The sequence below is a fragment of the Bartonella sp. TS82HLJMH genome (assembly GCF_042193495.1).
Classification (GTDB): domain Bacteria; phylum Pseudomonadota; class Alphaproteobacteria; order Rhizobiales; family Rhizobiaceae; genus Bartonella; species Bartonella grahamii.
In genome coordinates this window covers 30742-53066 of record NZ_JBHILU010000011.1, presented here as the reverse complement: position 1 = coordinate 53066, position 22325 = coordinate 30742, and the positions used below count along the sequence as shown (strand labels likewise).

Sequence of the window (22325 nt, the reverse complement as noted above, 5' to 3'; positions counted from 1 at the left end):
TTTACAAATAAGTACAACTTAAAATTGCCATTTTCATGTAACACAATCTCAATTTGAAAAGACTTCTGTCTCTTTACGAAGAAGAGCTTGAGAGTGAACAGATCCACTACCAAGGCTTTTAAAACAAAAAAAACGAGGAGAATTAAGATGTCATCAAATGACAGCACTCTCCAGTTTGTTAGAGGCAATGGAATGTCGACATATGAACAAATATTATTTGTTAAAGAGAGGTAAAATGACAGATAATAGATTACTAAACATCATTTTTATCGTGACCATGCTGCTTTTTACGGCAGTTTTTGTATCGGATCTTTCTTATGCTGCTGCTGATAGTGGAGGTGGTCTGGGAAATCTTGATGGTGTTTTAGGTAACATTGTCACAATGATGACGGGTCCAACGGCAAAGCTTATTGCAATTATATGTGTTGCTGCTGTAGGTATTGGCTGGATGTACGGCTTTATTGATTTACGCAAAGCAGCTTACTGTGTTCTTGGTATTGCTATTGTTTTCGGTGCCCCTACTCTTGTAAGTAAATTAGCGAGCACGGCATAAATGAACGAAGATACTCTTTTCCTTGCCTGTACACGACCAGCGATGTTTGCCGGTGTCACAATGGAAGCGATGGCGCTCAATGTCATGGCTACATCCGTTCTTTTTATTTTGACGAGTGGTTTTACCGTGATTGGTTTTGGTATTGGGATGCACTTTATTTTGCGTGAAGTGACAAAGCATGATCACAACCAATTTCGCGTATTATTTGCTTGGCTCAATACCCGAGGAAAACAAAAAAACCTCAACCGATGGGGAGGAGGTTCTACCTCCCCCTTGAGTCTTATCCGCACTTATAAGGAACTACGCTGAAGGAGCCAAGCCGGTGAAACAGATGTCAATAATGAAACGGGAAACTTTGCCTGAAGAATATATTCCCTATATACGCTATATCAACCAACATGTCGTTGCTTTAAATTCACGCTGTTTAATGGTTGTGATGGCTGTTGAGGGCGTAAATTTTGACACTGCGGATATTGATCAATTAAATTCTTTACACAACCAATTAAACACCCTTTTAAAAAATATCGCAGATGAACGGGTTGCTTTATATTCTCACATCATCCGCCGCCGTGAAACGATCTACCCAGAAGGTCATTTTCTTTCATCTTTTGCAACAGCATTAGATGAAAAATATAAAAAGAAAATGGTTTCGCAAGAACTGTATAGAAATGATCTGTTTATTTCACTGCTTTGGAATCCCGCAGTAGATAAAACAGAACAACTGGTTTCATTTTTTCAGCGCTTGAGTAAAGCGAAGAAAACACAATCTGAACCCGATGAAGAAGCTATTCGTAAACTCGAAGAGTTAAGTCAAGACCTTATGCAAGGTTTAGAAGAGTATGAAGTCCGTCTGCTATCAATCTATGAACATGAAGGTATTTTATTTTCTGAACAAAGTGAATTTCTCCACCAGCTGGTAGGGGGAAGACGTGAGCGTATTCCTCTCACATTTGGAACTATAGCTTCAACGATTTACTCGGATCGTGTTATTTTTGGCAAAGAAATTATCGAAATTCGCCATGAAAGTAATGAACGCTTTGTTGGCATGTTTGGATGGAAAGAATACCCTTCTAAAACACGCCCTGGTATGACTGATGGTTTGCTTACGGTACCATTTGAATTCATTTTAACACAATCCTTTGTCTTTAAAAGTAAGGCGGCCGCCAGTGCGATTATGAGCCGCAAGCAAAATCAAATGATCAATGCAGCTGACCGTGCTAGTTCACAAATTGATGCACTCGATGAAGCGCTAGATGATTTAGAATCAAATCGTTTTGTTTTGGGCGAGCATCACATTTCTTTAGCTGTTTTTGCTGATCATCCCAAAATATTGACTGAAAACTTATCAAAAGCGCGAGCCCATTTAACCAATGGGGGAGCCGTAATTGCCAGAGAAGATTTAGGATTGGAAGCAGCATGGTGGGCACAGCTTCCTGGAAACTTTAGCTATCGTGCGCGTTCAGGTGCCATTACCAGCAGAAACTTTGCCGCTTTATCACCCTTCCATTCTTTCCCTGTTGGCAAACTGAACGATAATGTTTGGGGAGCTGCTGTCGCATTGCTAAAAACACAGGCTGGTTCACCTTACTATTTTAATTTTCATTATGGCGATCTTGGAAACACGTTTGTTTGTGGTCCATCGGGATCTGGTAAAACAGTGATTGTTAATTTTCTTCTTGCACAATTACAAAAACACAATCCAACAATGGTTTTTTTTGACAAAGATCAAGGAGCAGAGATTTTTGTACGAGCTGGAGGAGGGAAATATAAACCTCTAAAAAATGGGCAGCCCACAGGGATTTCTCCATTAAAGGGCATGGAATACACTGAAAAAAATAAAATCTTTCTTCGTAATTGGATCTTAAAGTTGGTGACCGCTGAAGGGCAAATCGTAACAGAAGAAGAGCGACAAGATATCGCCAAAGCCATCGATTCTTTGGAAAACTTACCCCCAACACAACGCTCTCTTGGTGCACTTCAACTGTTTTTTGACAACACATCAAAAGAAGGTATTGCCATACGACTACAACGCTGGATTAGAGGCAATGATTTAGGGTGGGTTTTTGATAATGATCAAGATGATCTCAATTTAAATGCACAGTTCATTGGATATGACATGACCGATTTCTTAGACAATGAAGAAATTCGACGCCCCTTAATGATGTATCTCTTTCACCGCATTCTTGATTTGATTGATGGGCGGCGCATCATTATTGTCGTTGATGAATTCTGGAAAGCTTTAGAAGATGATTCATTCAAAGCTTTTGCGCAAGATCGGCTAAAAACAATCCGTAAACAAAATGGCATGATGCTCTTTGCAACACAAAGCCCTAAAGATGCTTTGAACTCAACAATCGCGCACACAATTATTGAGCAATGCCCCACCCAAATATTTTTTCCAAATCAAAAAGCAAATTACAATGATTATGTCGAAGCTTTCAAACTTACTGAGCGTGAATTTGAACTGATACAATCAGAATTAAGCAGAGAATCTCGCCGTTTTCTCGTCAAACAAGGACAAAGTTCCGTCGTTGCAGAACTTAACTTACGTGGAATGAATGATGAGATCGCCGTTTTAAGCGGCACAACAAAAAACATTGAACTCATGAATGAAATTATCAACGAATATGGAGCTGCCCCTGACAAATGGCTGCCCATATTTTATCAAAGGAGAAAAAATCAATGAAAAAATATGGCTTAGTTACACTGTTATCTTTTTCTTTTATTTCTCATGCAATATCACAAACGACACCCGATGCAGATGAATATTATAAACAAGCACTCGAGAACACACAAAAATTAGATGCTGCAAAATCAGAAACAGCTGAAAGCATATATAAAACTGCAACTGAAACTGCAAAAAAAATTAAAGCAATAAGTCATCAACTTGAACAACTTAAGTCACAAACAGATACAACAACAACAGAAGCTGTAAAAAAACCTAGCCTTGAAGAATTGCAGAAGCTTCAAGCTCTTCAACAAGAGCTTCAAGTAAAACTTTCTCTTCTTCAAGCCGATCTTCAAGTGGCTTCTTTAAAACTTCAGTCTCTTGATATGATTCAAGCAAGAGATACGAAAACAAAAGACGAAATGCGTGAAGAAAAGGAACAACAAAAGCATAAATATCTTGAGGCGCAATTAAAAGAAAAAGAAAAACAATTAAAAGAAAAACTTGAAAGTATGAATACAAATGTCAGACTTTAGTTTTTCTCCATTTGAAAGCATTTCTGGGTATATTTTATCCCCCCTCGATAATGTGATGGACTCAACGGTGAGTGGGTTATCTTCTGCTATTTCAGCGCCCTTAAATCTCGCCGCAATCATTTTTATCTTTCTTTATGGCTATAATGTTATGACAGGTCGCGTTGCGCTTTCCATGCATAGTCTTCTCAATAACGTTGTTAAAATCGTTGTTGTGACAACAATGGCAACGAATGCAGATACATTTAATACTTATGTCAAGGATATTTTCTTCAATGATTTATCCAACGCTATTGGAAATGCGCTTAACAGCAATCCTGCAAGCTCCAATGTTTTTGATTATATTTTGTTAAAGGCAAATGCTCGCTATCAAGAAGTTTTATACAATGCTTGGTTTTTTGAAAAGATCGTTGTGGGGCTTCTTGGTTCTATCATGCTTTTAGCCGTTATTCTTTTTTGTATAGGTGGCTTTATTGTCCAAATGTTTGCACAAGTTGCACTCGTACTAATTATAGGTCTTGGACCTCTATTCATTAGTTTGTATTTGTTCAATGCAACGCGAAAATACACCGATGCATGGATTACAACTTTGGTTAATTTTACCATTTTACAGGTTCTCGTGATCATGCTTGGAACAATTATATGTCAAGTTATCCTACAGGTTCTCAAAACTTCATATGAATCAATCTATGTTCTTTTTCCCCCTGTCATCGTCATTTCGCTCATAGGGGTTATTATCTTCCGTGCACTTCCCGGTATTGCAACAGCGCTGGCCTCTGGCGGACCATACTTTAACACAGGTGTCTCTTCAGGAACACAGGTTTTCACAATGCTTGCCAATGGTGCAAGAACAAGTGCTAATGCAGTAAAAAATGCCGCTTTACAAATCTCAGGTGCTGCCGGTAACGCTACTAAAGGTGTGGCAAGCGCGGCAGCAAAAGCAGGAAGATCTGGAGGTGGTCGTGGTCGGTTTTAAGATAAAGCACCTCTTTAAAAGAGTAAGAATTTTTGTTTTTGCCTTGCGTGCACCCTTTGGCGCACGCGCCATGATCCTGTTCCAGATAAGACCTACCATCTTGGGTCTTACAACAAAACCAATCAAATTCTTGCATCACATAGACTTGTAAAAGTGTCCAGAATAAAGGCTCTCATGCATTGTATTCCAAGATATTTGTGAGTTCAAAAAATGAAACGAAAAATAACTTTTGTTATGGTCCTAACAATAGCTCTTACTGGTTGCGCCTCTTTGAGTGGCCCCAAAAAACCACCACGCTGTAATGGCAAACATACACGTGCTTTAAATAAAGATAAGTGGAATTGGGACAATCAAAACGTTGTTCACCCAGAAAAGAGCCTAAAGCCTGTTACCACTCCCATCATTCTCAATACTTTGGAAAGTGAAAAAGCAACAGTCAATTCAGCCTTATTAAAGCCGGTTATTCATGAAGCACGATCTGATAAAACTGTGGAGGTTACGCGTGAAAAGTGATGCCCTTGAAGAATATATAAAAGAAGCGCGCTCATTTGACATTGATCGCATGCATAGCATGCGCGTTCGAATGAAAATTTCCATGGCTTTAACAGTGCTTTTTGGATTGATGACGATTGCACTGGCTTTAGCTGTCGCAGCTTTGACGCCTTTAAAAACGGTAGAGCCTTTTGTTATCCGCGTTGATAACTCAACAGGCATTATTGATACTGTAAGCGCCCTCAAAGAATCCCCTAACGACTATGATGAAGCGATAACGCGTTATTTTGCCAGCCAATATGTTCGTGCCCGTGAAGGTTTTCAAGCATCAGAAGCAGAAAACAATTTTCGTTTAGTTTCTCTTTTATCTTCTTCAAAAGAACAAAACCGTTTTGCAAAATGGTACGCGGGCAATAATCCAGAAAGTCCGCAAAATATTTATCATAACATGATTGCTACCGTCACAATCAAATCAATCTCTTTTATAAGCAAAGATCTTATCCAAGTTCGTTACTATAAAACGGTCAGAGACTTTAATGAAAAAGAAAATGTTTCCCATTGGATTTCAATCTTAAATTTTTCCTACGTGAACGCACACATTTCAACGTCTGATCGTCTCATCAACCCTCTTGGTTTTCAAGTATCAGAATATAGATCTGATCCAGAGGTGATAAAATGATCAGACTTTTAAAAACAATCTTTTTAATTTTTACGATCACTCTCAGCTTTCACACAGTCTTCTCACTTGCAGAAACAGCGCCTGTCAGTGCACGTAAAGATAACCGCATCAGATTTGTCAATTATGACCCCTACAATGTTGTACAAATCATTGGCTCCATTCGCTCTTCAGTTCAGCTGGAATTTGCCGATGATGAAGAAGTAACCTATGTAGGAATTGGAAATTCTGTTGCTTGGCAAGTTGCACCGGCTGGTCACTTTGTTTTTCTCAAACCGCGTGAAGTCCAACCTGTGACCAATTTACAAATTGTCACAAGCCGCCAAGATGGAATACAACGATCTTATCAATTCGAGCTGCAAATCCGTGAAGGGGATGTTTCAGCCGGTAATGAGACGTATTTCTTGGTAAAGTTTCGTTATCCAGAAGATGAAGCCTTGCGTAAGAAATTAGCCGAAGCAGAAAAAGCAAAACAACGTGAAGAAAACTTTGTCAATGATGTTTTAAATATCCATGAAGATTTTGGACCACGTAATTGGGCTTATGAAGCCCAAGGCTCATCCCTCATTGAACCTGCTTCTGTCTATGATAATGGGAAAACAACAACCTTTACCTTTTTAGGCAACATTGAAATCCCTGCCATTTACATTGTATCGCCTGATGGGCAAGAAGCGCTTATTCCCAAATCGATTAAAGGCAACAAGGTTATTGTTCATGCAACAGCTGCACAATTCACGCTACGGCGTGGGAATGAAGTATTGTGCATCTTTAATAAAAGGTTCGTACCAGAAGGAATTAACCCCGAAACAGGTACGACATCACCATCTGTACAACGTAAAGTGAACCTAGGAAGCAGCCATGAATAACACCGTGGATGAAAAAAGCATTAATGATCGCGATACAATTAAAAATGCTCAAGGAAAAAGTCAACAGAACAATATAGGGAAAGCTATTACTCTTATTGTTCTTTTCAGTGTCTGTCTTTACTTAGCCTATTCAACCCTTGTTACAGAAAAAAAACAACCAATTGAATCTTCAAAAGAAGGAAAAGTTATAAAACAAACAGAGCTTTTTCGCCCTGCAAAGCCTACCCCTTACCCCCTTGAACAGCCTCGACGAAATAACGCTCTATTGCCAAAAGTCGAGCTACCAATACCAAACATCAATCAATTAAATTCTGATGACTCACTTCTGGAAGCAGCACAACGTGCTCCTGTATTAGCTTATGCAAATCCACAACAAAGCAAAATAGATTCACAAACAAATAATGGTGTTTTGCCTCACCAACTTGAAAGTAAACCTGATGAAACGACACAACGTTTTAATCATCTTCTCAAACCCACAGTGCTTGAAGGTATTCGTGCTTCAACCCTTGGCAATCGAAACTACATCATCGCGATGGGAACTTCTATCCCTTGTATTTTAGAAACAGCCATCAACAGTGATCAACAAGGTTTTGCCAGTTGTATTGTCTCCAGAGATATCTTATCAGACAATGGTCGTGTTGTCCTTCTCGATAAAGGTACCCAAATTGTTGGCGAATATCGCGCCGGATTGAAAAAAGGCCAAACACGTCTCTTTGTGCTATGGAATAGAGCAAAAACCCCTAATGGTATCATTATATCCTTAGCTTCACCTGCAACAGACAGTTTAGGGCGTTCTGGTATAGATGGAGATATTGATAACCATTGGTTAGAGAGGATTGGATCTGCGCTTCTTGTCTCCCTGATAAAAGATGTGACAAACTATGCCAATAAACGTTTAGCAAAAAAACAAGAAAAAGAAGAAACTGAAACACTCTCTTCAGGACAAAATATTGCAAATATTGTCGTCGAAAATTACGCTAATATTCCTCCAACATTATCCAAAAACCAAGGGGAAATGGTGAATATCTTTGTTGCTCGCGATTTAGATTTTTCCAGCGTTTATAAATTGAAAGTGATTGAAAATAAAAAACAAATTGTCAATCGGGCGATTTCAAGAAACTTTTATAAAAATTCTGCGATACCTTTAAAATGAACTCAAACTTACATACCATGAGCGATGAAACCATCGCGATTGTTCTCACAAAACTTGAACCCATCCGTGTTTTTTTGAAAGATGAAAGTCTTTTTGAAATTGTTATCAATCGTCCCTATCAAGTAATGACGGAAGGTATTGATGGATGGAAAACAATAGAGGCACCGGCTCTCTCTTTTAATGAGCTTATGGGGATTGCGAAAGTTGTCGCGTCCTATTCCAAGCAAAACATATCAGCCAAGAATCCAATATTATCGGCTACTCTGCCAGGTAATGAGCGCATTCAAGTTGTTATTCCGCCAGCTGTCGAAAAAAACACGATTAGTATGACAATTCGCAAACCATCATCGAAGAGTTTTTCTCTCGAGGAGCTAGCGAATAAAGGTCTTTTTTCGCTCTGTGAACAGATATCTTTCACGCCATTGAATGATTATCTTTCTCGTTTTAACGAACTCAAAATCATCGAGCATAACTTAGCTCATGCCTACTGCAATAAAGACTTTGTCTCCTTTTTAAATCAAGCTGTAAAATGCCAGAAAAATATTTTAATTGCAGGAAAAACTGGTTCAGGTAAAACAACATTATCAAAAGCATTAATCGCCAAAATCCCTCAAGAAGAGCGTATTATCACCATTGAAGATACACAAGAATTGGTGATACCGCACCCTAATCATGTCTCGATGTTCTATTCAAAAGATGGACAAGGCTTAGCCTCTGTTGGACCCAAAGAATTGCTTGAATCATCTTTACGGATGCGTCCTGATCGTATTCTTTTGCAAGAACTTCGAGATGGGACAGCCTTTTATTATATCCGCAATGTCAATTCAGGTCATCCAGGTTCCATTACAACGGTTCATGCCTCAACAGCCCTTGCTGCCTTTGAGCAAATGACCCTTTTGGTCAAAGAAAGTGACGGGGGAGGTGATTTAGAGCGTGATGATATTCGAGGACTGTTGATTTCAATGATTGATATTATCATCCAATGCAAACGGGTTGAAGGAAAATTTAAGGTCACAGAAATTTATTATGATCCCTTCAAACAACGAAACATCTTTGGAGGAGACTAAAAGAAGATCTCATCGGCTGCTAAAGGCTCTTTTAAAGCGACGATTGCACATAAAAGGAAAAATGCATGAAAACCAAAGCAACAGAAAACAGCGAAAATCTTTTATCGATGACAGTGGAAGAATTAAAACAACGCCGTGAAGCGGTTGAAGCAGCCATCAGCACCCATGCAATAGAGGGAATAGCGCTACATTCCAAAACGCTAAAAATTTTAGAAGAATATGCAAGGGGAAATATTTCACTCGAGGAATTTAATACTCTCATGGACAACGTAACATTATAAGGAAGCTACGATGCCAAAAGCAAAAGAAAAAACAAAAAATATCCAAACAGTTTCTCCCCATCATTATGTCTACCCGAACACCACAACACTCAAAAATAAATATGGAATAAAAGACTTTAAATCCTTTCTGGAGAAATGCTCGCATGATACAGCAAAAGCGATGGTTAATCTGCGTGAAGCCCCCCTACCAGAAAAATTTGATACTTCCTATCTATGCTCTATTCATTATCAGTTGTTTAAAAATACCTTTGAATGGGCTGGTCATCTTCGCCATCTTCCCTTTACATTTGAAGATGGTACCACAGCCGCTATGCCCGAAATGAAAAGAACAGGATGGGAAAATCCTTTTGCACTCGGTGATGAAATCACTGAAGGTTTACAAAAATTAGATCAAACACTTGCCGAAAAAGATAATTTGCAAGGCTTAACGCGTGAGAAATTTAACTCTGAAGGAATAAGCTTATTTAACTTCCTTAATCAACTCCATCCTTTTAGAGAAGGCAACGGACGTACACAACGGATCTTTTTTGAAAAGCTCGCTCAAGCAGCAGGCCATCAGCTTGATTTTTCACTTGTTACAAAAGAACGTATGATGCTCGCCAGTGTTGCTGTAGCAGAAAATGGTGATCTAGAACCAATGCAACATCTATTTGAGGATATCTCTAATCCCAATAAAATACTTCTTTTAAAGGAATTCATGAACAACATGAAAGAACTTGGGCGCAATGTTAATGATCGTCCCGTTATGGTTGCAAAAGAAGGTGAAACCTACACAGGAATGTATAGAGGTGCTGGTCTTGAAGGCTTTGCGCTCAACGTCAAAGGTGCTTACATCATCGGCAATAAAGAGCATCTCACACCAGAACAACTCAAAACATTAAAACCCGGTGACAAATTTACCTTTACAGTTCCAAAAACAAAAGAGCTTGAAAGCATTCTCATCCCAGAAGAGAAATTAGCTCCTTTGGCGAAAAATGAAATGTCCGAAATGATTGCACAAGATGCCTGTGTCCACGCAAGCCTAAAACAGGTCCAGAAATTGGCAAAAATTGTTTATGGTAAAGAAAAAACATTAGATAAACAGATGCTAGAGATCATCAAAAATCCAAGCTTAGGCCAACAGCTCGCCAACCAGATTGAAAGAGCACCGCACTCTGTTTCTCATCTTGCAGGTTTCAGTTTATGTGGACTACAAAATCAAGCACGTGCAAACGCTAAAAATCATCTTGAGATGCTCTGTACTACCGTTGCAAATTTCGCCCATGCTGTAAAACATGCGGAGAAGGAAATTACTCAAGAACATGCAATAGAACAAAGTCGTCGTGCAAAAATAGTAAAAATGCCAAGCAAAAGCTTACAAGAGCTCTTCACCTTGCCAAAAGAATTACAGCAAGAAGCTTTAGTAAAAAATCCTTTACTTCAAAAAGAGCTTACCGACTTTGTAAAAAACATTAATAGCCGTCTCTCACTAAGCGAACAGAGAGCGCTGAAGAACAGTGATCATGAAACACTCGCGAAAAGTCTTGGTGTTTCAGAACACAAAGCACAGGAAATTGCCGAAATCACTAAGCAAGCCAAAGAAGTACACCAACAATTGCAATTGCGTACAGTCAGCCGCTCAAAAGTGCTCGCTATGGCTAGCTAAACACTTTGAGTGGTTTCTAATTCATTTAAACATCCCATAAGTTGGAAGATGTTTTAACACTCTCTCCCTTATGAGAAAAAAAGAATGCCATATCGTCAATAAAGGAGGAAGTATTTCACGCTCTATTCCGTCATTTTAGGTCCACACTATGGTCCATACTAAAAGAATTAAAGGTAAGATACAGCGATGGTTACTTTAACGTTAGAAGAATTATAAAAATATCACGAAGAAGAATCTAATACAGAGCAATCAGCATCTACACACTTGAAAGAAAAGAGCTTCATTTAAGAGGAGAATAGGAAGAACAGGCGAAAAGGAACACTTCACACAAAAATTTAATACCCCTATGAATCATATTGACATTATAAGGAGGTTATTATGCCAAAAGCGAAGTCGAAAACAAAAGGAATCCCCTCACCCCATCATTATGTCTATCCTGGTACCCAAATACTCAAAAATAAATATGGAGAAAAAGATTTAAAACTCTTTCTGGAAAAATGTTCGCATGACACAGAACAGGCATTAAAGGTTCTGCGTCAAGAACCCCTACCAGAATATTTTGATGCTGATTATCTATGCTATATCCATCATCAATTGTTTAAAAATACATTTGAATGGGCTGGAAAGATACGCACTGTTCCCTTCACATTTGCAGACGGTAGCGTTGCCGCCATGCCAGAAATGAAAAGAGCAGAATTGGGCAATGCTTTTGCAAGCGATGGGGAAATTCTCGAAAAATTACAAAAATTAGAGAGAATGCTTGCCGAAAAAGAAAATTTGCAGGGCTTAACGCGCGAAGAATTCAACTCTGAAGCAGTAAAATTGTTTATCTCTTTCAAAAATATACACCCATTCATAGATGGCAATGAACACGCAACAGAATTCTTTTTTGAAAATCTCGCCAAAGCAGCAGAACATCAACTTGATTTTTCGCTTGCCACAAAAGAACGCATGATGGCTGCCTATACCGAAGCAGCACAATATGGCAATACACAAGCGATGCAAGATCTTTTTGAAGATATCTCCAATCCAAAAAAAATATGTATTTTAAAAGAATTCATGAACAACATGAAAGAAGTTGGGTGCAATGTTAATGATCGTCTTGTTGTGGTTGCAAAAGAAGGCGAAACTTACATGGGCACCTATAAAAGTGTTGGTTTGAATAGCTTTGTAGTCTATGCGCAAGGTACTTACATCCTTGGCAATAAAGATTCTCTCACACCAGAGCAAATAAAAACATTCAAACCCGGTGGTACAATTGTCTTTACAACCCCCAAAGCCGAAGAGCTTGAAAACACGCTTATCCCCAAAGAGACATTAGCACCTCTAACAAACAGTGAATTTATCAGAAGGGTTGCGGATAGTAACCGTGTCTACACAGCTCGAGATCAAATTCAACATTTGTCAAAAATTGTTTATGGCAACTCAGCAGCATTAGAAGAACGGATGGAAGAAGTTTTTAAAAATCCAGACTCAGGCCAAAAGCTTGCTAATCAGATTGAGCGCTCTCCTCATTCTATTTCTCATCTTGCAGGTGTCAATATTTTTAGCTTTAAAAGTCAAATGCGCCAAAATGCTGAAGATCATGTTAATCTGCTCTGTACCGCAGTGACGAATTATGCGACTGCTGTAAAATATATGCGTCATGCAATCACTCAAGAACATAAAATCGAACAAGACCGTTGCGGAAAAGCGGTCGAGAAGCCAAGTAAAGACTTGCAAAATCTCCTTTCCTTATCACCGGAATTACAAAAAGAAGTCTTGTCTCAATCTCCTCACTTGTACCAAGAACTCCGCACTCTTGTACGCAATTTAGAGCATCGTCTCTCATCAAACGAATATAATGCGATCAGAAACCATGATTATGAAACACTCGCGAAAAGTATTGGTGTATCAGAACAGAAAGCACAAGAAATTACCAACATTGTTCAGAAGGCCAAAGAAGCACATGAGCAAGTCCACATACGCAGACTAAATCGCTCAAATGTGCTCGCTATAGCAAGCTAAAAAGCTGTGAAAATTTGCATCTTCCTTTGAATACGCATGGCAAAGGAGTGCTTTGACACTCTCTTTTCCATAAAAGTGGGAGCGTTAAGCGCCATATCACCGATTTTTAAAATACCATTTTACAGTATATCCCGATAAAACCGACCGCCAAAACCGCCTACTAAAACCGAAAGTAAGACATGATGAAATATACCAAGACACAAATGATACTCATTTTAACACCTATTGCTTTAGGTTCTTTAACGATATTCCTTGTTCCTCATTTTTTGTTGTTTATAATAAATGGACTAAAGAGCAATCAAATTTATTGGACTCTTCGTTCAGAACCTTTACTAGTCCTAGCACTAACAGCTGCTGTGTCATTGTTTTATAGTCTCTCGCAAAAACTGCACTTACGTAAAGGAATTACTTTCGTTTCCCTTATCTTTTTTGGAACCACAGCTCTTTACTATATTGGTGGAGAAATAAAACGTTTAGGTCCCTATGTAGGCCAACAAGGAATAACGTGGAACTATGCGCTTCAATTCATGGACCCCATGGTTGTCTTTGGCGTCATCATTGGCCTTTTTCTTTTAGCAATCCAATTTATAACAACCTCTCCACCTAAAAATAAGGTCAAACGTGCAAAAAAAGGTGTGTTTGGTGAATCCGCATGGATGAATTTAAGAGAGGCAGCGAAAATTTTTCCTGCCAATGGGCAAATTGTTGTGGGTGAAAGATACCGTGTTGATCAAGATAATGTGTGCAAAATTCCCTTTGCACCTGGCAATAAAACAACATGGGGAAAGGGTGGGACAGCCCCTTTGCTAACCTTTAACCTTGATTTTGGTTCAACTCATATGATCTTTTTTGCTGGTTCTGGTGGCTATAAAACAACAAGTACAGTGGTTCCCACGTGTTTAACCTATCCAGGGTCTATTATTTGTCTTGATCCTTCAACAGAAGTTGCCCCAATGGTCAAATTTGCGCGTCAAAAGATGGGGAATAGAAATGTCATTGTTCTCGATCCAAATTCATTTTTAACAAAAAATTTTAATGTCATCGATTGGCTTTTAGACGACAGCGTACCACGCACACAACGCGAAGCAAATATTGTAAGCTTTGCTAAGTTGCTTCTTACAGATAAAAAATCAGAAAATTCTTCAGCGGAATATTTCTCGACACAAGCTCATAACCTTTTAACAGCTCTTCTTGCTCATGTTATATTTTCTGATGAATATAACGACACCGAGCGCAATTTAAAAACATTGCGTGGAATTCTCTCTCAATCAGAAACAGCTGTTGTCAATCAACTACGTATGATTCAAGAAACAACACCTTCTCCTTTTATTCGCGAAATGGTTGGTATTTTTACAGAAATGGCAGAGCAAACCTTTTCAGGAGTCTATACAACCGCATCAAAAGACACTCAATGGCTTTCTTTGTCCAATTACGCAGATCTTGTCTGCGGAGATGATTTTTTTTCCTCAGATATTGCAAATGGCAATACAGATGTTTTTCTCAATCTCCCCGCAAGCATTTTAAACAGTTATCCAGCTATTGGACGCGTGATTATTGGCGCCTTTCTCAATGCCATGGTTACAGCAGACGGTAACTATAAAAAGCGTGTTTTATTCGTCTTAGATGAAGTTGATCTTCTAGGCTATATGAATATTTTAGAAGAAGCGCGCGATCGTGGACGTAAATACGGTACATCCTTGATGCTCTTCTATCAATCCTCTGGTCAGTTGGTCAACCACTTTGGAGAAGCAGGAGCACGTTCATGGTTTGAAAGTTGTTCCTTTGTCAGCTATGCTGCCATTAAAGACTTCCAAACTGCCAAAGATATTTCAGAACGCTGTGGCCAAATGACTGTTGAAGTAACCGGAACGAACAAATCAAGAGGCTTATCTTTAGGAAAGAGTTCATACAACGTCAATTACCAACAAAGAGCCCTGATTTTACCCCATGAGGTAATTCAAGAAATGCGTCAAGATGAACAAATTATTCTTATGCAAGGACAACCCCCTTTGCGATGTGGACGCGCCATCTATTTCAGAAGAAAAGAAATGTTAGCCGCAGCTGCAAAAAACCGCTTTGCTCCACAAAAGAAAAACTAACTTCCTATTATGAGATCTTGACTATGAAAAGATCAACCACAAAAACAACATACATTTCTATTTTTTAAAAACCCGTTAACAAAAAGTTTTTGACCGCTTCTTCACACATAAGGAAAACATGATAAAAAATCCGTGTTTTTTCCTTTTTGTATTTTGTGTATCGTTTTACCAGTACCCATCGTCTTTACAAGAAAGTCCACCCCCCTCAAATCACCTATAACCAAACCAACATTTCCACTTGAGAACGTCCTGCAAATACATTCTTACAAAGCTTTTTGTTTATAATTTATCCCCTACAAACAACCCAAAATTTGATCTTTGAGATAAGAACTCTCAAAACACCTACACTCAAGAACATCGATTTTTTTCCCAAAAAATATTTAAGATATACATCAAAATGAATAAATCATTCTTATACAAGCTTTTCCCCCTTTACGATATCATAAAGTGTTCTATTTTAATGATAAAGCGCTGAAAAAGGCTTTTCTCCCCAACCAAAGAAAGGGTTTCCTCTCTTATGGATCTTAAAGCAGTGCAATACAATGAGAGCAATAATACAAAATAAAAAACAATTTGTTTTAAAAAAAACACAAACAAGATGTTCGTATGAAGCAATAAGAAAAACATAATGGAGAAAAATTCTTGATGACTGCTTTTGCCCTTAGATTCACTAATCTGAGTACTGTGTATGAAAAGTACCAACTCCATCCGCAAACCAAGAGCGATTGCACCCGCCATATCCACGATCTTCATCAAAGCGCTCTTGCAAATAACTTTGTTAAAAGCAAAAAACCAACAATTTTAAGCAACATTTTTCTTTTTGACCCCTTCCTTACAGCTCAAAGAATGAAGGTTTTTCCAGAGTCAATTTGTAGACAATCCATTTTCTGACCACTCATGGGCTTCATATCAGCGCCCTCAATACCAGTATTTTACAGTACAACAGGATAATAAACAAAAAGAAATATCAGAAAAGATTTCCAAAAATAAATGAAAAAAGAAAATATACATGAAAACAATCACAATAGAACATTTGGCATTTCTCACACCAAAAACCTTTCGCAAGTATCACAAAACGATCGATACAACCATCCATACACTTGAGGAAAAAGCACTCCCTCTCATAACACCAAAAATCTCAAAAGAATACGCGAAGGGGAATTTTTCACATGCAGCGTTTAAGACGCTTATCAACCACCACCCTACCTAGGAGAGATTATATGTTAGAGAAAAATTATTTATATAAAGGTACCCTAACACTCAAAAATAAATATGGCATAAAAGACCCCAAAAAACTGTATGAACGCTGTGCCCATGATACCGCCAGAGAAGCGGTCAATTTTCGCTATGAACCACTTCCACAAAAATTTGATTCCACTTATTTAAAATTAATTCACTGGAGCCTCTTCCACAAAACTTTTGAATGGGCTGGAAAAACCCGCGATGTATCCTTTACATTTGAAGATGGAACCTCTGCCCATATGCCGGCGATGCGTCCCAAAGGTTATGAAGTCCCTTTTGCCGTCGGACCGCAGATTCAAAAAAAACTAAAACAACTCGAAAAAACACTTAATGAGAAGAACAATTTAAAAGGTTTATCGCGCCAAGAATTTGCTGAAAATGCCGCTGAAGTTTTTATGGTACTCGAGCACGCACATCCTTTCCGAAAAGGAAATGGGCGCGTAAATCGAATGTTTATGGAAAAACTTGGACAAGCAGCAGGATATACCATTGACTTTTCTTTCATCACAAAAGGACGCATGACAGCAGCTTGTATTGAAGCCATGCAATATGGCAATCCCCAACCGATGAAAGATCTTTTTGAAGATATCACGCATCCGCAAAAATCCCTTGTTTTAAAAGAATTCATCTTCCAAATGAGAAATGCTGGACTGGATGAAATTAACAATCGTATTGTTGTTGCCGCAAAAGAAGGGATCCCCTATAAAGGCATTTTTAGAGGTTTTTCAGCAGAAGGTTTTGTCATGGAAATAGAAGGTGCTTTCGTCGTCGGCCACAAAGATGATCTCCCCCCAGAACTCGTCAAAACATTACTCAACGGTGCCCGCCTCTGCTTTCAAAAAACCAACGTTCAAAGCTTACAAGAAACACTGATCCCAAAAGAGACATTAGCACCTCTTACACATGAAGAGTTATTCACAAGAATTTCAAATGACGCTTATGTTGAAGCATGCCGAAAAGAAATCGAAAATTTATCAAAGATTGTTTATGGTAAAGCCCACGCATTAAAGACAAAAACAGATATCTTAACGGCAGATCCAAGCTTAGGAGATCAGTTTGCCAATGAAATTTTACAAAACCCTCAATCAATTTCTAAACTTGCAGGAAGAAAAATACTTGGCATGAAAAGTCCAAATCGTAGAAAGGCGGAACAAACTGCTCCACAACTCAGCCAAACCCTTAAGAGCTATGCCACAATAACAGAACAAACAAAAGAAGAAATTTTAGAGCAACATCAAAGAGAACAAAAACGCCTAAGCCACACTGTCAAAACACCTGAAAAAAATTTACAAAACCTATTTGCCTTACCAAGAGAACAACAAAGAGAAGCTTTATTGCATTCTCGTTCACTGCGACAAGAACTCCATCACTTTTCGCGCCAACTACACAATCGTCTATCCTCAGAAGATCGTAAAGCCGTACAAGAAAAAGATTACACCAGACTAGCTTGCCTACTTGGGACATCGGAAAGCAGAGCAAAAGAAATTGCGAATACTGTAAGGAACACCAAAGAAGCACAATGTCAAGCTCCCACCCTAAAAGTTAATCGCTCTTCATCACTTGCTCTTACCGGCTAAAAACGCGTGAACTTTTGCCTTCCAACTAACTCTTGGCGTAAATCATTTTATCTCCATTGCGCTCACCAGTTGTTTTAGAATGTTACAAAAAATAGTCCTAAAAATGAATCCTGTAATTTACTATAACTTATTGATAAAATTTCATAAAAAAGCTGTATAAAAGTCATAAACATCGATTACGGTAGTCGCAAATAGCGGAGGATTTTTGAAGACCCTTCAAATGGACATCCTCCTTTGTAGTAAAGCTATTAAAGCATAAAGGTGGAGAGTGCGCCAAAAAGGTTTTCTAAAAACAGATCGTGAAAGGAAACAGGCATGAAAATAAATCTACAATCCCCTTCTAAAAAGCCTTCGATACAAGGATTAAGACAACGCTTTGAACAAACTAACCAAGGATCTAATCCAGAACCCATCTATGCAAAGGTGAATAAGCCCAGAGGGAAACAACCCAAACAGTCAACAGAAACTATCTATGCCCCCCAAACCCCACTAGGAACTATCTATGCCCCCCAAAACCCACCAGAATCTGCCTATGCAACACCGCGTGGTGGGCCAGATCCCCAAAAACGAGTAGACCCCTATGCAATAACTGATCTGCAGAATCTAGGTGGGGGGTCAGGATATTACAGCCTAAAAAATCCCCTCTACGAAGGATCTGGCATAGTGCAAAATGGAGGGCACTCCCAAGAGCCACAATTAGAAGAACACATCTACGAAGAGGTTGAGGTGGGAGGAAATGGGGAGCCAGACTATCAACGCCTAGAAAATCCCCTCTACCAAACATCTAGCATGGTGCAAAATGGACAGCCCCCTCATCCACAATTAGAAGAACACATCTACGAAGAGGTTAATGTGGGAGGAAATGGGGGGCCAGACTATCAACGCCTAGAAAATCCCCTCTACCAAACATCTAGCATGGTGGAAAATAGCCAGAACCCCCAACAACCAACAGAAACTATCTATGCACCCCAAAACCCACCAGAATCTGCCTATGCGGCACCGCGTGGTGGGCCAAATCCCCGAAAACTAGTAGACCCCTATGCAGTAACTGATCTGCGGGATCTAGGTGAATATGAAGTCCGAAAAAATCCCCTCTACGAAGGAATTGACACGGTGAAAAATGGAGGACACACACCCCAAGGACCCATAGAAAGTGCCTCCGCAGGAGGGGCTACACCAAACAGAACGGTACCTCTGACAAAAGAACAAGTAATTAAAAAACTTACAGAAGACTTACGCGTCCAATACGGTGAAAAAGAAGTCCACCATTGGTCCCAAATTGTTTATGGAAACCCGAATGCTTTGCAGAAGCAACTTGCTAAGATTCTCGCAAATCCTGAACAAGGAGAAAAAATTGCTCAGGAAGTTGCAGCAAATCCTGAAAGCGTTGGTAGACTTGCTGGTACAAGAGTACTGGGTATAAAATCCCCACAACTTAAACAAGCTGAAGAAGGCGTAAAATCCCTATCTAGAGTTCTTAAAAGGCATGCGGAAACTGTAGAAAAGCAATTCAAGAGCCTTACAAAGAGCCAAGAAAAACAAAAAGATCTTGAGAGAAGAGAAAGTCAAGAAAGAAGAGCTACACAAAGAACACATCATCATCACCATCATCACGCAAGAGAACAACGCCGAGATCCTCCACAGCATGATGTGCAACCACGCAGGCAAACAAGCCCCAAAGGAATGGCTTTTGCACTGTAAATGGACGCAATCTACCTTTTACCTAATCTCTTAGCGCAAGTCATTTTAAATGAAGTGCGCTAGGTTTTTTATGCAATATTACGAAAAACATCCTTCAAAATAGCTCCCCGCAATTTTAATGTAACTTATTGATAAAATTTCATAAAAAATCCGCATAAAAGCTGTATAAAAGTCATAAATATCGATTACGATAATTGCAAATAGCGGAGGATCTTTGGAAGTCATTCAAATGAACATCCTCCTTTTTAGTAAAGCTATTAAAGCGTAAAGGTGGAGAGTGCGCCAAAGAGGTTTTCTAAAATATTGAAAGGAAACTCGCATGAAGAAAAATCAACCTAACCCAGACTCCTTATACGCAAAGGTTAATAAACCGTCCAGAGCGCCTCACCCCCCCCACCCAGAGGAAGTCACCTACGCCGAGGTTAGCACAGGAGGAAGCAGAGGGCAGCACCATCATCAGCCAAGCGAAACTGTCTACGCCGAGGTTAGCACAGGAGGAGACAGAGGGCGGCACCGTCATCAGCCAAGCGAAACTGTCTACGCCGAGGTTAGCACAGGAGGAAGCAGAGGGCACCACCAACAGCAAACAAGCCAAGCTGCCCATGCAGGAGCTAGCGCAGAAAGGACACCAACCCCTCCTAGGTCTCCGAAAGATGAAGTTACTAGAAAGCTTTTACAAAACACAAGCTTCCAATATGGTGTAAGAGAAGTCCAAGAGTGGAGCAAAGTTGTTTATGGTAACGAACATGCTTTGAATAAACAACTTTCTAAGATTCTTGACGATCCCAAGAATGCAGAAAAAGTCTTACGGGACCTTGCAGAAAATCCTGAAAACCCTGCTAAGCTTGCTGGTAGAAAAGCACTTGGCATAAAAAGTCAAGCACGCAAAGAAGCTGAAGATAGTTTTGCTCCCCTTTGTGCAGCTCTTGAAAGACATATACATAATACACAAATGCTCCATAAACAGTTCACACGGGAGCAGGAAAGAGGTCAAAAACACGATAGTTCAGAAAGAGACTCAGAGCACAAACACCATCATCGCCATCATCACGCAAAAGGAAGAGAACACGCTAATCCAGCGCACAGCTCACAACAACGAAAACATGCAACCGAAAAAGGAATGGCTTATGCCGTGTAAGGCATAAACGTAAAAACACATAAACTTTTGTTTTCATGTAATCTCTTGGCGTAAATCGTTTCATTGCGATTGCGCCAAGAATTGTTTTATCTTGTAACAGAAAATAGTCCTAAAAATGGATTCAGTAATTGACTATAAACTTATTGATAAAATTTCACAAAAAAACTGTATAAAAGACACAAATTCCCATTACGATGGTGATAAATAGCGTCGGTCTTTGGAGATCACTCAATTTTGATATCTTCTTATAAAAACCATAAAAATATAAAGGGCGAGAGTGTGCACCAAAGGGGTTTTCTAAAACAATTATTGAAAGGAAACATGCATGAAAAAATATCACCCTCACCCTTTTCCATCCCCTTCAATACAAGAACTTATAGCGCTCTATGAAAAAGCGGCGGCAGAGGTTACAAACCCAGAAAGCCTCTATAAAGAAGCTCCTTCACAAAGCAAAAGGTTGTCATCCATACCAGAAAAAGATGAGGAAAGACAATCTCTTTTAAAAGAAGAAGCTGTATATGCATCAACAAATCCAACAACGCTTCTAACAAGAGGCAACTCTACCAAAAGGCAGCAAAAACATGAAACGACACACTCAACAGTTACTTCACAAGTTTCTCTAAAAAGGGCAACAAGAGTTCTCTCAGAGGAAGAAATCATTCAATTGCTTCCACATCATTCATTGGTTCAAACATATCGAAAGGAAATCCAACGTTTATCCGCAAGTGCCTATGGTAACCCAAACATTTTGCAAGAAAAAATGCAAGAAATTCAAAGAAATCCCGCTGCAGGAGAGGAGCTCTCATGGCGCATGGCAGCATATCCTGAAAGTATCGCTAAACTTTCAGGCACCAGCGCGTTGGGCTTCAAAAATCGAGCACGTAGACAAGCGGAAGAGAGTTATTCCGCTCTCAGTCTCACCATTGATTGTTATACAAAAGCTGTAAAACAGGCAAGAGAGAACCTCTTACAATCTCCAGAGCAAGAACTCAAAAACTATGAACGTTTAATGGGGAAGGAAGCCGTCGCTGAACTTCTACAAAAACCAGATCATTGTGAAAAAGAAACTCTTTCAAAGGCAGAAATTTCCACCCAAATTCACCAACATTCAAAAGTCAAAAGACACCATGCCCAAATCAAATATTGGTGCACTGTTGTTTTTGGAAACGAAAATATTTTACAATCACAAATAGAAGCGCTTTTCCAAAACCCTGAAACGATAGAAGCACTCGGACAGCAACTTGTCGGAAATCCTCAATCTTTTCACAAGTACGCTGGTATCAATCTTTGTGGCTTTAAAAATCAAGCACGCAGACATGCTGAAGCTGGTCTTTCCCACCTCATTGACGCCACTGATAATTATGCAACGGCTGTAACACAAGTAAGAGAGAGCATTTTGCAAACCGAGCAGGCAAAACAAAAGCGCCATGAACCATCTTATAAACGGGCGCAAGATTTGCATCAACAACAAAGCGTCTCACCGTCTGCTCAACGCACTGAGCCTTCAACAGTAACGCATGAAGGAACAACACTCCTTGGACAACAAAGAGAAACAGATATTCGTCCTCGCAAAACTGCCGCCCCAAAAGCGATGGCTTTTGCCAGCTAAACAGACATAAGTTTTCACATTAAATCCAACATCTTGGCGCAA

General features: G+C 39.3%; 19 protein-coding genes. All 19 read left to right on the top strand.

What is annotated here, in order from left to right; genetic code table 11:
- Positions 1-235 precede the first annotated feature (235 nt).
- Complete coding sequence (locus tag ACFIKO_RS06575) at positions 236-553, top strand: TrbC/VirB2 family protein (protein ID WP_375620174.1); 318 nt, start codon at positions 236-238, stop codon at positions 551-553.
- Positions 554-862: a type IV secretion system protein VirB3 gene (locus tag ACFIKO_RS06570; protein ID WP_375620173.1), complete on the top strand. Its 309-nt coding sequence runs from the start codon at positions 554-556 to the stop codon at positions 860-862. It abuts the gene before it with no gap.
- Positions 863-884: 22 nt separating this feature from the next.
- Positions 885-3239 (top strand): VirB4 family type IV secretion/conjugal transfer ATPase, encoded by a 2355-nt coding sequence (locus ACFIKO_RS06565; RefSeq protein WP_375620179.1) that lies wholly within the window; start codon positions 885-887, stop codon positions 3237-3239.
- Entirely contained in the window at positions 3236-3757 is a 522-nt protein-coding gene (locus tag ACFIKO_RS06560; protein WP_375620172.1) for a type IV secretion system protein VirB5, read from the top strand. The genes ACFIKO_RS06565 and ACFIKO_RS06560 overlap by 4 nt, the downstream gene beginning before the upstream one ends.
- A complete protein-coding gene (locus tag ACFIKO_RS06555) occupies positions 3744-4730 on the top strand; it encodes a type IV secretion system protein (protein ID WP_375620171.1) in 987 nt (328 codons plus the stop codon). The genes ACFIKO_RS06560 and ACFIKO_RS06555 overlap by 14 nt, the downstream gene beginning before the upstream one ends.
- Before the next feature lie 210 nt (positions 4731-4940).
- Positions 4941-5243, top strand: a complete 303-nt coding sequence (locus ACFIKO_RS06550) for a type IV secretion system protein VirB7 (protein WP_375673560.1) — start codon at positions 4941-4943, stop codon at positions 5241-5243.
- Positions 5197-5901, top strand: a complete 705-nt coding sequence (locus ACFIKO_RS06545) for a virB8 family protein (protein WP_375620169.1) — start codon at positions 5197-5199, stop codon at positions 5899-5901. The genes ACFIKO_RS06550 and ACFIKO_RS06545 overlap by 47 nt, the downstream gene beginning before the upstream one ends.
- On the top strand, positions 5898-6764 hold the full coding sequence (virB9, locus tag ACFIKO_RS06540; protein WP_375620168.1) for a P-type conjugative transfer protein VirB9: 867 nt from the start codon (positions 5898-5900) through the stop codon (positions 6762-6764). The genes ACFIKO_RS06545 and virB9 overlap by 4 nt, the downstream gene beginning before the upstream one ends.
- The gene (gene virB10 / locus ACFIKO_RS06535) at positions 6757-7917 is read left to right on the top strand and encodes a type IV secretion system protein VirB10 (protein WP_375620167.1); all 1161 of its coding nucleotides are present in this window, start codon (positions 6757-6759) and stop codon (positions 7915-7917) included. Before virB9 ends, virB10 begins: the two co-directional genes overlap by 8 nt.
- On the top strand, positions 7914-8984 hold the full coding sequence (virB11, locus tag ACFIKO_RS06530; protein WP_375620166.1) for a P-type DNA transfer ATPase VirB11: 1071 nt from the start codon (positions 7914-7916) through the stop codon (positions 8982-8984). The genes virB10 and virB11 overlap by 4 nt, the downstream gene beginning before the upstream one ends.
- 65 nt (positions 8985-9049) lie before the next feature.
- A complete protein-coding gene (locus tag ACFIKO_RS06525) occupies positions 9050-9265 on the top strand; it encodes an antitoxin VbhA family protein (RefSeq protein ID WP_375620165.1) in 216 nt (71 codons plus the stop codon).
- Between the two features lie 10 nt (positions 9266-9275).
- Positions 9276-10910: a BID domain-containing T4SS effector gene (locus tag ACFIKO_RS06520; protein WP_375673559.1), complete on the top strand. Its 1635-nt coding sequence runs from the start codon at positions 9276-9278 to the stop codon at positions 10908-10910.
- Positions 10911-11288: 378 nt separating this feature from the next.
- The gene (locus tag ACFIKO_RS06515) at positions 11289-12917 is read left to right on the top strand and encodes a BID domain-containing T4SS effector (protein WP_375673558.1); all 1629 of its coding nucleotides are present in this window, start codon (positions 11289-11291) and stop codon (positions 12915-12917) included.
- Positions 12918-13099: 182 nt separating this feature from the next.
- Positions 13100-15016, top strand: coding sequence for a Ti-type conjugative transfer system protein TraG (gene traG, locus ACFIKO_RS06510; RefSeq protein WP_375620178.1), 1917 nt, complete (start codon positions 13100-13102; stop codon positions 15014-15016).
- A gap of 1009 nt (positions 15017-16025) precedes the next feature.
- Entirely contained in the window at positions 16026-16226 is a 201-nt protein-coding gene (locus ACFIKO_RS06505; RefSeq protein ID WP_375620162.1) for a hypothetical protein, read from the top strand.
- A 10-nt stretch (positions 16227-16236) separates the two neighbouring features.
- Complete coding sequence (locus tag ACFIKO_RS06500) at positions 16237-17835, top strand: BID domain-containing T4SS effector (protein WP_375673557.1); 1599 nt, start codon at positions 16237-16239, stop codon at positions 17833-17835.
- A 315-nt stretch (positions 17836-18150) separates the two neighbouring features.
- Positions 18151-19536, top strand: a complete 1386-nt coding sequence (locus ACFIKO_RS06495) for a BID domain-containing T4SS effector (protein WP_375673556.1) — start codon at positions 18151-18153, stop codon at positions 19534-19536.
- A gap of 319 nt (positions 19537-19855) precedes the next feature.
- Entirely contained in the window at positions 19856-20674 is an 819-nt protein-coding gene (locus ACFIKO_RS06490; protein ID WP_375673555.1) for a BID domain-containing T4SS effector, read from the top strand.
- A 325-nt stretch (positions 20675-20999) separates the two neighbouring features.
- Positions 21000-22283 carry a BID domain-containing T4SS effector gene (locus ACFIKO_RS06485; protein WP_375673554.1) on the top strand — a complete coding sequence of 428 codons (1284 nt, stop codon included), beginning with the start codon at positions 21000-21002 and terminating at the stop codon, positions 22281-22283.
- Positions 22284-22325: the final 42 nt, after the last annotated feature.